Annotated in this window: 13 protein-coding genes; 7 read left to right on the top strand and 6 right to left on the bottom strand. The window is 43.9% G+C overall.

Translation table 11 applies throughout. From position 1 onward, the window contains the following. The first annotated feature begins 159 nt into the window (after positions 1–159). The 4 genes from QUA71_RS24035 to QUA71_RS24020 all read left to right on the top strand — a co-directional run bounded on the left by QUA71_RS24035 (position 160) and on the right by QUA71_RS24020 (position 4220). A complete protein-coding gene (locus QUA71_RS24035; protein ID WP_333288902.1) occupies positions 160–1416 on the top strand; it encodes an ABC transporter substrate-binding protein in 1257 nt (418 codons plus the stop codon). A 151-nt stretch (positions 1417–1567) separates the two neighbouring features. Further along, the gene (locus QUA71_RS24030) at positions 1568–2518 is read left to right on the top strand and encodes a branched-chain amino acid ABC transporter permease (protein ID WP_333220893.1); all 951 of its coding nucleotides are present in this window, start codon (positions 1568–1570) and stop codon (positions 2516–2518) included. A 151-nt stretch (positions 2519–2669) separates the two neighbouring features. Next, entirely contained in the window at positions 2670–3239 is a 570-nt protein-coding gene (locus QUA71_RS24025) for a GNAT family N-acetyltransferase (protein ID WP_333288900.1), read from the top strand. A 45-nt stretch (positions 3240–3284) separates the two neighbouring features. Further along, positions 3285–4220 (top strand): branched-chain amino acid ABC transporter permease, encoded by a 936-nt coding sequence (locus tag QUA71_RS24020; protein ID WP_333288898.1) that lies wholly within the window; start codon positions 3285–3287, stop codon positions 4218–4220. Positions 4221–4383: 163 nt separating this feature from the next. Here QUA71_RS24020 and QUA71_RS24015 read toward each other — a convergent pair whose 3' ends face one another. After that, the gene (locus QUA71_RS24015) at positions 4384–4827 is read right to left on the bottom strand and encodes a hypothetical protein (RefSeq protein ID WP_333288896.1); all 444 of its coding nucleotides are present in this window, start codon (positions 4825–4827) and stop codon (positions 4384–4386) included. A 529-nt stretch (positions 4828–5356) separates the two neighbouring features. On the opposite strand from QUA71_RS24015, the gene QUA71_RS24010 reads away from it, so the two are divergent. Beyond that, positions 5357–5866: a hypothetical protein gene (locus QUA71_RS24010; RefSeq protein ID WP_333288894.1), complete on the top strand. Its 510-nt coding sequence runs from the start codon at positions 5357–5359 to the stop codon at positions 5864–5866. A 56-nt stretch (positions 5867–5922) separates the two neighbouring features. Here QUA71_RS24010 and QUA71_RS24005 read toward each other — a convergent pair whose 3' ends face one another. From QUA71_RS24005 to rppA, 5 genes are all read right to left on the bottom strand, one after another. Then, the gene (locus tag QUA71_RS24005; RefSeq protein WP_333288892.1) at positions 5923–6252 is read right to left on the bottom strand and encodes a XisI protein; all 330 of its coding nucleotides are present in this window, start codon (positions 6250–6252) and stop codon (positions 5923–5925) included. A 92-nt stretch (positions 6253–6344) separates the two neighbouring features. Beyond that, positions 6345–8210, bottom strand: a complete 1866-nt coding sequence (locus tag QUA71_RS24000) for a serine/threonine-protein kinase (RefSeq protein ID WP_333288890.1) — start codon at positions 8208–8210, stop codon at positions 6345–6347. 303 nt (positions 8211–8513) lie between these two features. After that, positions 8514–9068, bottom strand: a complete 555-nt coding sequence (locus QUA71_RS23995; protein ID WP_333288888.1) for a DUF3124 domain-containing protein — start codon at positions 9066–9068, stop codon at positions 8514–8516. A gap of 342 nt (positions 9069–9410) precedes the next feature. Beyond that, positions 9411–10691 carry a HAMP domain-containing sensor histidine kinase gene (locus QUA71_RS23990; RefSeq protein ID WP_333288886.1) on the bottom strand — a complete coding sequence of 427 codons (1281 nt, stop codon included), beginning with the start codon at positions 10689–10691 and terminating at the stop codon, positions 9411–9413. Positions 10692–10709: 18 nt separating this feature from the next. Then, positions 10710–11387, bottom strand: a complete 678-nt coding sequence (gene rppA, locus QUA71_RS23985) for a two-component system response regulator RppA (RefSeq protein WP_333288884.1) — start codon at positions 11385–11387, stop codon at positions 10710–10712. Positions 11388–11447: 60 nt separating this feature from the next. Between rppA and QUA71_RS23980 the strand changes: the two genes are divergently transcribed. Further along, positions 11448–11783 (top strand): YnfA family protein, encoded by a 336-nt coding sequence (locus tag QUA71_RS23980; protein WP_333288882.1) that lies wholly within the window; start codon positions 11448–11450, stop codon positions 11781–11783. 163 nt (positions 11784–11946) lie between these two features. Next, on the top strand, positions 11947–12333 hold the full coding sequence (locus QUA71_RS23975; RefSeq protein WP_333288881.1) for a hypothetical protein: 387 nt from the start codon (positions 11947–11949) through the stop codon (positions 12331–12333). Positions 12334–12404 lie beyond the last annotated feature (71 nt).

Below are 12404 nucleotides of genomic sequence, written 5' to 3'. Positions count from 1 at the left end.
CGGCTAGCCGAAACCTGACTCTTCTTTAGGGCTTGGGTCTGCTTTTTGACCCCGGAAATACACTTGGGGCCGGGACTCTTCAGCGAATCGGTAGAATATTTGCACATATAGATGTTCTATATAGAGATGGTCTATATATATGTGTTCGATCGCCCGCTTATGAAAAAACCTGCCGCTCGCCCTACTGCCTTGTTCGTTACCTGCGCTTTACTGCTGAGCGCTTGCAGTCAGACGAACACTCCCCAGACATCAACTACCGTATCTACAGGTACTTCGCCATCTCCAGCAACTTCGTCAGAGGGTTCGGCTGCGGGGAACTCTACCGCTATTGCTGTTGGGGTTGGGGTGGCGCAAACTAGCAATGTGGCTTTGCTCGGTCAGGAACAGGTGGCTGGCGCTAAAATTGCTCAGAAGTATTTCAACGATAAGGGCGGTGTGGATGGGACGCCGATTAGACTGGTGTTCCAAGATACTGGTGGAGATGAACAAGGGACAATCAATGCCTTCAATACTCTGATCAATCAGGATAAGGTGGTAGGTATTGTGGGGCCAACTCTCTCGCAGCAAGCTTTTAGTGCCGATCCGATCGCCGATCGCGCAAAAGTTCCCGTACTCGGACCCTCCAACACCGCTAAAGGCATTCCCCAGATTGGCGATTATGTGGCCAGAGTCTCCGCGCCTGTGGCCGTGGTAGCACCTAATGCAGTTAAAGCTGCACTGAAGCAAAATCCCAATATTAAGAAAGTAGCGGTGTTTTTTGCTCAGAATGATGCTTTTAGCAAATCTGAGACTGAAACTTTTCAGACAACGGTTAAAGATATGGGGCTGGAATTGGCAACAGTCCAAAAATTCTTGACTACGGATACAGATTTCCAGTCTCAAGCTACTAACGCAATAAATGTCAACCCCGATTTGATAATTATTTCCGGGTTGGCCGCCGATGGAGGCAATTTAATTAAGCAATTGCGGGAGTTGGGTTACAAAGGCGCGATAATTGGCGGCAATGGTCTGAATACTTCTAATTTATTTCCTGTTTGTAAAGCACTCTGTGATGGAGTTTTGATTGCCCAAGCCTACAGCCCGGAATATGAAAATGAAGTTAATAAGGCTTTTCGCGAGGCTTATCGCGCTCAATTTAAGAAAGAACCGCCTCAGTTTAGCGCTCAGGCTTTTACTGGCGTACAAGTTTTTGTTGAGTCATTAAAGGCACTTAATGCTCAGTCTAAGGTTAGCGAAAAGCCTTTAGCAGAGTTGCGTACAAATTTGAATCAGCAGTTGTTGCGTGGAAAGTATGACACGCCTTTGGGGGAAATTTCTTTTACCCCTGAAGGTGAGATTAATCAGAAAGAGTTTTATGTGGCACGGATTAAGATGGAGGCAGATGGCAATAATGGTAAGTTTGAGTTTTTGAAATGAGGGGAGAGGGAAGTTCGTCCACTGCTTTTGTAACAGATGTAACGGATGTAACAGGTGTCAGGAAGACCAAAGAAGTAAGAGGGAAGAGGGAAAATCGCGGACGTATTTGTTGTTGAAGAATTTTGGTGTGATGCTCACTTCTTAAGTGGTTATGGACTTAACTCTGTTTTTGCAACAATTTTTGAATGGTTTGTCGATCGGCAGCGTGTATGCTATTTTTGCCCTGGGATACACGCTGGTCTTTTCTATTTTGGGAATTATTAATTTTGCTCACGGTGCCGTATTTACTTTGGGTGCTTATTTCACTTATGCCCTGATGGGAGGGGCTTTCGGTTTTAATGGGTTGTGGGCTAACGCTCGAATTCCGGTGCAGTTGCCTTTTGCTGTGGCGTTAATTTTGGGAAGTGTCATGGCTGGTTTGGTAGGAGTAATAGTTGAAAGAGTTGCTTTTTTACCTTTGCGCCGACGACACTCGGATCCTCTGCTGACTGTGGTTTCTAGTTTGGGTGTAGCTGTAGCGATCGCCAATATCATCCAATATCTGGTCGGTGCGGAAATTTACACTTTTCCTGCTAACACTTACGGCTATTTACCGGCAGCCATTAACTTCGGGAGTGCGGATAAACCAATTCCGATTCGTACTGTTCAAATAGTAATTTTTGCGGTATCTGTAGCGATTGTAGCTGTTTTAACTTACTTAATAAATTTTACTAAATTTGGCAAAGCAATGCAGGCTGTGGCTGAAGATGCGACTACTTCTAGTTTATTGGGTATTGATACTGATAGATACATTGTGTTGACGTTTTTTGTGAGCAGTTTTCTGGCGGGTTTGGCGGGGAGTTTGGTGGGTTCGAGTGTGAGTATTGCTGGGCCGTATTTTGGTATTGCTTTTGGTTTGAAAGGTTTGGCGGTGATTGTGCTTGGTGGGTTGGGAAGTATTCCTGGGGCAGTTTTGGGAGGTTTTATAATTGGTTTGGTGGAGGCTTTTGTACCTGGAGATTTTTCGGCTTATAAGGATGCTGTTGCTTTTGCCATATTGTTTATTATGCTATTGGTTAGACCGCAGGGTTTGTTTGGACGGCGTTTGATTCAAAAGGTGTAGTATTCTTTGCAAGACATCTAATAAGGCAGGGCGGTTTTGAGAATGGACAATGGGTTTCCAGCAAAGACTATAGCTAAACCAGCCCGTATAAACTGTGGTGGAGTTTTACATACGTACCTAGAAAATTTATTCATACCTCAGAGGCAATTTGATGAATTCGGAAGTTCCATTAATACTAAGCGAGCGCCTTTTTTTACGATTAGCCAATCAAGACGATATTTGCGAAATTATTAAATTTTACAGAGACAATCAAAGGTTTTTTACTCCCTGGCACCGACACTGGGCGGAGGATTTTTTAACTAAAACTTATTGGGAAAAACAAGTAGAGAAAGATTTCCAAGGCTTTAAGTCTGACAAATCTTTAAAATTGTGGGTTTTTGAGAAGGCTAATCATGAGTATATTGTCGGTAACGTTAATTTTGATAATTTTGTACGAGGTGCCGGTCATTTCTGCTTTTTGGGATATAATCTGGCAGAAGCGCAACAAGGTAAAGGTTATATGACGGAAGCTGTGAGAATTGCAATTCAATATGTTTTTGAAGAGTTAAATTTACATCGCATTATGGCAAATTATATGCCTCACAATCAGCGTAGCGGCAATCTCCTTAAAAGATTGGGATTTGTGGTAGAAGGTTACGCTAGAGACTATTTGTTGATAAATCGTCGGTGGGAAGACCATATTCAGACTAGCTTAATAAATCCAAATTGGAAACCAAGCTAACCAGATTTTCCTTAATAACTTCTAATCTAAAATATCTAAAATCAAATGGCTACATTTTTTACTACTTATGGGTTTCTGATTGTCTCGATGTTGCTGGGTGCAATGTTGGGAATGTCCCTGTATTTGCCTCTAATGACGGGTCAGTTGTCTTTGGCTAGTCCTGGCTTTTATGCTTTGGGTGGGTATATTGCGGCGATTTTATCTACCACAGTGTTTCAAACGAGCGGCGGTTTATTTCCGCTGCCACTGCTGTTATTGGAGATGATAATTGCAGGGGCTGTTTCGGGGTTGCTGGGTATTTTAGTGGGAATTCCGGCGCTGCGGTTAAGTGGGATTTATTTGGCGATCGCAACTATTGCTTTTGTGGAAATTTTGCGGGTTTTATCGCTGAATCAAGATATCACTGGCGGGGCTGTGGGCATTTTTGGGATTCCGCAACCGTTTGGGACACCGATCGAGTATTTGTGGATTGTATTACCTTTACTTTTGGTAAGTATGGCGATTGTGTATCGGCTGGAACGGATTCGGGTGGGGCGCGCTTTTGCTGCAATCCGCGCTGATGAGTTGGCGGCTGATGCAATCGGCATTAACCCAACTTTTTATAAGGTTCTGGCTTTCACGTTAGGTGCTGTTTTAGCTGGTGTTGTGGGTGCAGTTAGTGCCCATTTCCTGAATACTTGGAACGCGCGTCAAGGTACTTTTGATGCTAGTATTATTTACTTGACTTCTGTGTTGATAGGTGGTAGCAGAAGTTTTCTGGGAGCAGTTTTGGGTGGGATGGTGTTTACTGCTTTGCCGGAGGTTTTGAGGGGGATAGCAACTATTCAGGGATTGCCGATTTGGTTGGCACAATTTCTGCGGGATGGGCGGTTAATTATTTTTGGGGTGCTGATTGTTTTGGGTACAATATTTTTTCCGCAAGGTTTGGTGACGCCGGAATTGTTGAAGAGGTGGAGGAAGCGCGATCGTACTTCTGTTTAAAATTTGATTTTTAGTTATGAGGGCTATCAGTCACTGGCTTTAACGTCTAGCCCAAAAGAGCGATCGCCCTATCGGTGAAAAAAGATCGAGTGCGATCGCCTCCACACTTTTCATCGATCGCCTATCGGTAAAACAAGTAAGGGGCGATCGCATCCCTACCCTCTTATCGATTAAAACACACTCTGAGAACACCTGAATTGTCTCCTAGTGCATTGTCAGCATCGTTAATTCGTATAGCAGTCCGAGTGATCGGTTTAGGTAGTTGTTGAACCCCCCGCACCCATACATATCCATACCCATCTATAGGAATGTCTACAAATAGCGCACCAAAAGGATATCCTCCATCGTATTTATATTGGTTATACGGCTCTAGCCCAGGCTCATTGTGGCCTTGAAAACCAACAGGAGCATAGCTTCTCGCATCTACAGACCAACCTCCACTAACACTGGCTATGCGAGTATATGGACTCCCAAGGTCAAAGTATTGCCAACCTGTTCTCGAACTTACATCAAAGCACTTAACTAATTGCGCTTTTGCTTCGTGCACATTAAAACCAGTAACCAGCACAGCAGCGGATATAAAAATAAATTTTAAAGTTAGTTTCATCCGTTATTCCTCCAATTTCAGTTAACTGTCGGTTCATAGTACCTCCTTCTTAAGGAAGAATTATTGAACTTCTTCCCAACCAAAACTCAAACCCGATCGCCCTGTCAGTCGGATTAAGTCGAAATTTTTTCCGAAAAATTTGACCCAATGTCGGAAACATCGGATGATATCCGAAAAACCAGCCTTTCTCACGGATCTATCGACATCGCATCAGTCTTAAAACTGATAGATGAAATTTTGTTCCCCAATACAAGCGATCGCCCAAAATCTCTAAGATAATTTAGAAGTGCGATCACAATTCCCAACTTACTAAAGCCCCATAGGTCGCTATTGGAGATTGGGATTAGATGTACACTACCTTCTTCCAGCGAAGCTGATTTTTATCCTTTTCCACATCATAGACCGATCGCTCAAAACTGAAAAGGGAAAAAAAGACGGAAAAAGACGGGTATTTCTAAAATTGGATGCAACGCGGAAAAAGACGGAAAAAGTCTGCTCTACTAACTGTGGTTCTCTAACACCCCTACGGATGGACACTGCCCATATCTGGCAATTTGTAGATGAAGTGCTCAGCGCGAAGACAGGCAAACATCTCAATGACTTGCAGGGTAAAATTATCGAGGGAATACTGAATCGACAAAAGTATTCTGATATTGCAGATACTTACGGTTGTCGTGCGGGTCATGCTAAGGATGTAGGTTACAAGCTTTTGCATATGTTATCTGATGCTTTTGGCGCATCAGTTGATAAAGGTAATGTGGAATCTGTTCTAGAAAGGCAATTAAATCTGAATATAAATTTTGGCGCTCGCCACACTACTAATTTTTGGGAGAGCAACACAATTAATTATATCAAGGGTTGCTCAGGACTACCCACTTCTACCCCAGATAAAAGTCAGCCTCCGACTCCTGACTACCAGGACAGCACCAATCAAGTGAAAATTGAAATGACTGGTAAATTACGACAGTTGGGATTGAAGGATGAGCAAATTGCAGAGGTGCTAGCGTTAGCTGTGGAGGTAGTGAAGCAGATAGATTGAAAAGAATGATTTTATTTTTCCATCGCCCTTTGCGTTCGCTCTCTTGTCCTGCATCACTAGACTACGGTACTGAAAGTTGTTAAAGAGTATGGAAGAAAAGCTAAAACAATATCATTTTCTGGAAGACATTGATCTATCAAATTTTGGGTAATGCCACATTCCATGCCATCGTATTCAATATAAACTTTTCCATCTTCTAGGGTAATGTAAATTAAATTCCCTCTCACTCGCCGTCCTCTATCCCAACCCACTTGCATGAGAGCATAGCGATCGCGTGTTTCATTCAACACCGGATCGAGTCGAATGTCTCCATGACAGGAACGCAGTTTAGCATATTGAAGAATAACCTGTTTTACTATTTCTCGATAAGTCGTGCTGGTATCCATTGTTTTACCTCGTTTTTTTTACTCCGCGCAGGCCGACTTCGTTTGTGTAGACGCAGTTTCTACCGCCGAGTCATAAAGAAATTTCTACTATTTTATCCCTCGCATCCCCAAATTTTAATAGTTTTGTCACTGCTGCCGCTAGCCAAAAACTCTCCTTCCGGGCTAAAATTAACCGAATAGACCGAGTTAGTATGACCCGCAATATTACAAATTTCTTGACCGTCTTTCACTCGCCAAATCTTGATAGTTTGATTGCTGCTGCTAGCCAGAATCTCGCCATGGGGACTAAAAGCAATAGAATCAACATACCAAGAATGTCCTGTGATAGTTAAAACTTCTTGCCAATCTTTGACCCACCAAATTTTAATAGTATTGTCATGGCTGCCGCTAGCTAAAAAATCTCCATTTGGACTAAAGGCTATGCAGCGAACGGAGTCTGTATGACCTGTAAGTGTACGAATTAGCTTCCCATCTTTAACTCGCCAAATTTTGATTGTTCTGTCCCAACTGCTGCTAGCAAGAGTTTCGCCATCAGGGCTAAAAGCGACAAAATAAACTAAATTGGTGTGACCCGCCAGCGTGCGAACTTCTTGCCCGTCTTGGACTCGCCAAATCTTGATTGTTTTGTCCCAACTGCAGCTAGCAATAATTTCGCCATCGGGACTGAAAGCTGCGCCGTAAACTGAGTTAATGTGACCGATCAGGGTGCGGATTTCTTGTCCATCTTTCATCCGCCAAAGTTTTACTGTTTTGTCGTGGCTGCTGCTGGCTAGCATCTGTCCGTCCGGACTGAAGGCTACTGTATAAACCGACTTAGCGTGTCCTGTGAGGGTGACAATTTCTTGCCCGTCTTCTACTCCCCACAGCTTGATTGTTTTGTCATCGCTGCCACTGGCTACAACTTCTCCGTTGGGACTAAAAGCGACAGAGTAAATTAAGTTTTTGTGACCTGTGAGGGTGTGAAGACATTGCCAGTTATAGGTTTGCTGTTGGGGCTGGTCGGGAGTTTTTCCTACTTTTACTAACTTGGAATTTGTTTGAGAAATTGCTAGATCGATCGCAGATGGGGGATTAATTTCTTTTAATACTTCAACAGCCGTTTGATAGCGGCGGTTGGTAGCATTTGCAATCATTTTGTCTAAAATGTGACCGAGTTCTTCACTGACTGGGTTGTTGGCTAAATACTGTCGCCAAATCCAGGCATCTTCACCAGGATCGAACAGGTCAAAAGGAGAAACTTGAGTTAGCAAATACAGGCAGGTTACGCCTAAACTGTACAAATCGCTGGTAAAAGATGCTTTGCCTCTGGCTTGTTCGGGGGCGATGTATTCGGGGCTGCCGATGCTGGTTCCGGTTTTGAGTAAAGCCGTACCTGTGGCAATTTTGGCAGCGCCAAAGTCTACTAAAACTAATTGTTTGTCGGCGCGGCGAAGGATGTTTCCGGGTTTGATGTCTCGGTGAATAACGTTGTGAGAATGGATAAAGTGAAGGATCGGTAATAAGCTATTGAGTAAATCTTGAATTTGATTTTCTGTAAATGTGCCTTCTGTTTCTACAATTTGGGCTAAATTTTGCCCGTCGATAAATTCTTGCACTACATATTGTCGGCTGTCTTGGATAGAATAGGCTAATAGTTCGGGAATTTGAGGGTGTTTGCCCAATTCGTCTAATCGCATTGCTTCTTGTTCAAAAAGTTCGGCTGCTTTTTTGCTGTTGCGATTACTTGCTGATGGGATGAGTTGGATTTCGGGGGGTAAAAATTGTTTGATGACGCAGCGAGGCTTTGAGGGTTTGTCTTCGTCAACGGCGAGGAATGTTCTACCAAAACCGCCTTGCCCGATCGCCTTTATAGCCCGGTAGCGATCGCGCAGCAGCAGTTTTGAACGGCAGTTTCGGCAAATTTTGGCTGCGGGAGGGTTTTGTGGCTTGGAACAGTTGGGATTTAGGCAGTAACTCATTCGACTTTAGATTTTAAATTTCTGATTTTAAATTTTATTTTTTGAATGTTTGCACCACGCAATATATATTATACATCTTCTCACACTTTAGAAAATTTGGCGGGCGTTGCTGATTTAGGGTATGAAAGGCTAAATCAGCAAGTCATAGAAACCAGTATTCACCAAAATTCGCGATTTTCAAGTTATTTTTTTCATAGCCTGATTAAGCAACGCCACAAAATACAACTTTTTGCTAGCAATCGCTCAATTACTTATAGGCTAGTACCCAACTTCCTTGTAAAGAAATAATTGAATCCTCTAAAATCAGTTTGGTATCCTGTGTTTTTTGAGAACTTTAGCGGGACTGACAAATGAAATGCCCTGAGAAGAAGAGGTACTAATCATGACAGCTTCAATGACAGGCTCATAAACGGTTTTTTCTGCAACCCACTCCACAATAAAGTTTGCACCTGAGCCTCCACTTGTATCATCTGCTGCAATAAAAAAGTCTGTGGAAGCAAGCGGCTTTAGTTCTACAGGACTCTTAATGTCCTGCCTAATCAATTTCCCATCAGAATCGTAGTAACGCACGGAAGTAATAATAATCGAATTTGTCAGATCCGTATTGCGGATACTGAGGGTAGCTGACAAATTCATGACATTATCCTGGCTATTGTAGTGATAAATATGCGAGTAAATAGGGACATATACGGTTTGTCCCATCACAACTTTTGTTTTATCTAACGTGACTGCTCTGAGTGAGGTTTCACGTTTTGTATCAGGTTGTTGCCTTTGTGAGGTAGTTTGGTCTGAACAAGAGGTAATAATGACGATCGCGGCGATCGCCCAACCAACCCAGAAATCCTGTTTCAGCTTCATCGGCATTCATCCAAATACACCACATACATTGCAGTTACGTCTACAACAGAGCGAACCGTCTCCTGTAGACTAAAACCGTAGTTAATATGTCAATTTCTATGAGGAAAGCAAGTTTATCTGTTAAATTACCCGTTGAGAACTCTATTTTTTAACGGGCCAAGCCACAGGCAAGCTGGTCTTTGTCAACGATCGCAATGCTGTTACCGAGTTTTAATAACTGTTGGGCTAACCCCAGCCGCATCATTCAGGCTCCACCAATTAATACCTACAGGATTTATTGTCACCTCAAAAACAAACATTATAGAATTACATACTACAAGCATTTCTCTTCCTTGAGGCGGCTTAGTGATAAGGTTTGAGCGGCAGTTCAACCTGGAACGTTGAGCCGAGGCCCACTGCACTCGTCACCTGTATTTGTCCGCTGTGTGCCTTGACAATTTGTTGGACGATGGCCAACCCCAGACCAAAGCCTCCACTCTCCTGCGATCGCTCGGTGTCTACTCGATAGAAGCGATCGAAAATATAGGGTAAGTCCGCTTCTGGAATACCGATTCCCGTATCGATTATCTGAATGACCGCCAAATTGGAATGAAGAACTAGCCGTATCTTTACAGTTCCGCCAACGGGCGTATATTTACAGGCGTTGTAAAGCAAGTTTTCGACTACTTGCCGCAGCAAATCAGGGTCAGCCAATAATTCAATCCGTTGTTCCGGTGATTCGCAGGTCAGTTTGATATTTTGGGCTTCTGCAAGTGCCAGAAACTGGGTTGCTAAATTGCTCAGCAGCTCGTTGAGATTGATTAACCTGAGCGATTCCGGCGCAAGTCGCCCTTGATGACGAGCCAACAGCAGTAAATTATTCACGAGTGCTCCCATTGATTTTGCGCTATCTACAATGTTTTCTAAGGGAGGATGGTAACGTGAATCATCAGCCGCGATGAGCAACCCAAGCTGGGCATTAGTGAGAATGGCAGACAGGGGCGATCGCAACTCGTGAGAGGCATCGGCTGTAAAGCGCTGAAGCTGCTGATAGGCTTGGCGAATCGGTTGCATGGCCAGCCCACTGAGAAACCAACCTGTGAGGGCAATTAAGCCCAGTGTCAGCGGGACAGCGAGAGTTAGCACGATCTGAAGCTCAGTGAGCCTGTTTTGAGTTTCTGTCAGGGGAGTTGCAACCTGAAGATAACCGAGTACCCCTGTTCTACCTTCAACGGGTAATGTCACCTGACGCAGCCAGATTCCTTTTCCCAAAAGTGGATCGGTCGATCGAACTGTGAGATAACCAAAGGGCGTATTTAACTGCTCTGATGAAGGAGTCCCAAAAAAACGAACTAACCGGCCTGGCGCATTATACCAGCGTACATAAATCAGATCTTCTGCAAGGGGATGAGACCCACTGCCTAACAAGGGGACATGACTCAGATCGACCTGGCTCTCGTTGTTGCGAACTTCATAATGTACGCTGGCAGCCATGACTCTAGTTTTGTCATAGAGCAGTCGGTCAAGGGCTTCTAGTTTATCTTTTACCTCAATCTGGTAAATCACCCCCGCAAACAGCACGAGAATGCTTCCCATTGAGAGGGTGAACCAACGAGCCAGATTCCGACGACTTTGATTAAACATGACTTGGCTTCACAATCATCACTTGAGAGGGGAAGTGAGGCGATAACCCATACCGTAAATGCTCTCAATCCAGTCTGCTGCTCCTACAGCCTGCAAGCGTTGGCGGAGTTTGCGAATTAGAACAGTGATCGCATTGCTCTCTGGTTCAGTCCCCCATTCCCACACCGCTTGTTCAATCTGATTCCGAGTCAAAACCTGTCGAGGATGACGCATAAAATACTCCAACAACTGAAACTCTCGACTGGAGAGGGAAACGGTTGCACCTTGTCGCTCAACAGTAAGAGTATCGAGGTGGAGGTGTAGATCCTCAAGGCTGAGCGTATCTCCTTGCCAAAGGGGCGATCGCCGTCTTAATGCCCGCACTCGTGCCATGAATTCCACCAAATCGATCGGTTTCACCAGGTAATCATCTGCACCTGCGTCTAACCCGGTCACTTTTTCAGGCGTGGTATCTCTTGCGGTGATCATCAAAATCGGCGCTGTTTTCCCTGCTGCTCGATATTGACGACAGAGATTTACCCCACTGATATGTGGCAACATCCAGTCCAAAATCAACAAATCATATTCTTTTTCTGATAACAGCCACTGTGCCGTCTCTCCATCTTTTACCCCATCCACGCTATGTCCTGCTTGAGACAGCACTGTTTGAAGCGGCATCAGTTGCTTTGGGTCGTCCTCCACAAGTAAGATTCTCATATTTTTATTTAATTGGGCTGATAAACATCGATCGGCTGATAAAATTTATCTATTTTAAGCATGAATCTAAAAATGCCAACACTTGCTTTTTTTCTATTTGCGGCTCTAGGAGAAATCTCTGGGTGTTACGCTTTCTGGGCCTGGGTGAGACTTGAAAAGAGCATTTTGTGGCTTGTTCCAGGCATTTTAGCTTTAATCAGTTTTGCGCTTTCTCTAACTCAAGTTAATGCCTCAAACGCTGGAAGAGTATATGCTGCCTATGGAGGTATTTACATTCTTGCTTCTCTGGTTTGGTTATGGCTGATTGAAGGAGTTAAGCCAGATAAGTGGGACTTGCTTGGTGTTACAATTTCCCTGATTGGAACCGCTGTAATTTTGTTCAGCCCACATCGCTGAGCGGTGTTATTATCGAACTCAAACAGTTTACGCATCTCCTTTGGGTATGATTTCAGCAGAGCGGTAATTCCACTAAAGTCCAAATATAGCAATCCTAAATCATTTGTGAATTTCTTACTTCCTCCCCTTGGTAAGGGGAGGGTTGGGGTGGGGGAAAAAATTTATGTGGCAGGTTACTAAAAGTTGGCTAAAAGCATCAGGCGCAGAGTTTTGGTTGCCATTGCCGTTTGTGGCGATCGCGTTTTGGGTTGGTTCGAGTTTCCTAATGGCTCAAGAATTACAACAACCCCAGATCACAGAGAATAAACTTCAGGCAGATACCCAGCTTAAAGCAACGGTGTCTGTCAATATATTGCTGATCAACGCGGTGATTAACCGAAAACAAGGAACAACCCAGGTTGCGGTAGAAACAGCAGAACCCATTTTGAAGCGATTGGAATTAGAATTGCCAATGACTGACGCAACCCAGATAGAGGCAACGATCGCGAAAGAACTCCAATTATCACGTCAAAATGTTCGCCAGTTAGTCCGTTACGAAATCGTTGAATAACTTTATTGTTTCAATATTGCGATCGCATCCAGTCAAATAAGGTTGGCAAATCCATAGGTTTCCTGGCTGCG

The sequence above is a fragment of the Microcoleus sp. MON1_C5 genome, assembly GCF_036701875.1.
Classification (GTDB): Bacteria; Cyanobacteriota; Cyanobacteriia; order Cyanobacteriales; family Microcoleaceae; genus Microcoleus.
This window is presented reverse-complemented; position numbering and strand designations above follow the sequence as displayed.

Bases quoted from the DNA above. Each gene is read 5' to 3' on its own strand.
- QUA71_RS23975 (WP_333288881.1), top strand. From the start codon at position 11,947: ATGTGGCAGGTTACTAAAAGTTGGCTAAAAGCATCAGGCGCAGAGTTT.
- QUA71_RS24010 (WP_333288894.1), top strand. From the start codon at position 5,357: ATGGACACTGCCCATATCTGGCAATTTGTAGATGAAGTGCTCAGCGCG.
- QUA71_RS23980 (WP_333288882.1), top strand. From the start codon at position 11,448: ATGAATCTAAAAATGCCAACACTTGCTTTTTTTCTATTTGCGGCTCTA.
- QUA71_RS23990 (WP_333288886.1), bottom strand. From the start codon at position 10,691: ATGTTTAATCAAAGTCGTCGGAATCTGGCTCGTTGGTTCACCCTCTCA.
- QUA71_RS24035 (WP_333288902.1), top strand. From the start codon at position 160: ATGAAAAAACCTGCCGCTCGCCCTACTGCCTTGTTCGTTACCTGCGCT.
- QUA71_RS24015 (WP_333288896.1), bottom strand. From the start codon at position 4,827: ATGAAACTAACTTTAAAATTTATTTTTATATCCGCTGCTGTGCTGGTT.
- QUA71_RS23995 (WP_333288888.1), bottom strand. From the start codon at position 9,068: ATGAAGCTGAAACAGGATTTCTGGGTTGGTTGGGCGATCGCCGCGATC.
- QUA71_RS24030 (WP_333220893.1), top strand. From the start codon at position 1,568: ATGGACTTAACTCTGTTTTTGCAACAATTTTTGAATGGTTTGTCGATC.
- QUA71_RS24025 (WP_333288900.1), top strand. From the start codon at position 2,670: ATGAATTCGGAAGTTCCATTAATACTAAGCGAGCGCCTTTTTTTACGA.
- QUA71_RS24005 (WP_333288892.1), bottom strand. From the start codon at position 6,252: ATGGATACCAGCACGACTTATCGAGAAATAGTAAAACAGGTTATTCTT.
- rppA (WP_333288884.1), bottom strand. From the start codon at position 11,387: ATGAGAATCTTACTTGTGGAGGACGACCCAAAGCAACTGATGCCGCTT.
- QUA71_RS24000 (WP_333288890.1), bottom strand. From the start codon at position 8,210: ATGAGTTACTGCCTAAATCCCAACTGTTCCAAGCCACAAAACCCTCCC.
- QUA71_RS24020 (WP_333288898.1), top strand. From the start codon at position 3,285: ATGGCTACATTTTTTACTACTTATGGGTTTCTGATTGTCTCGATGTTG.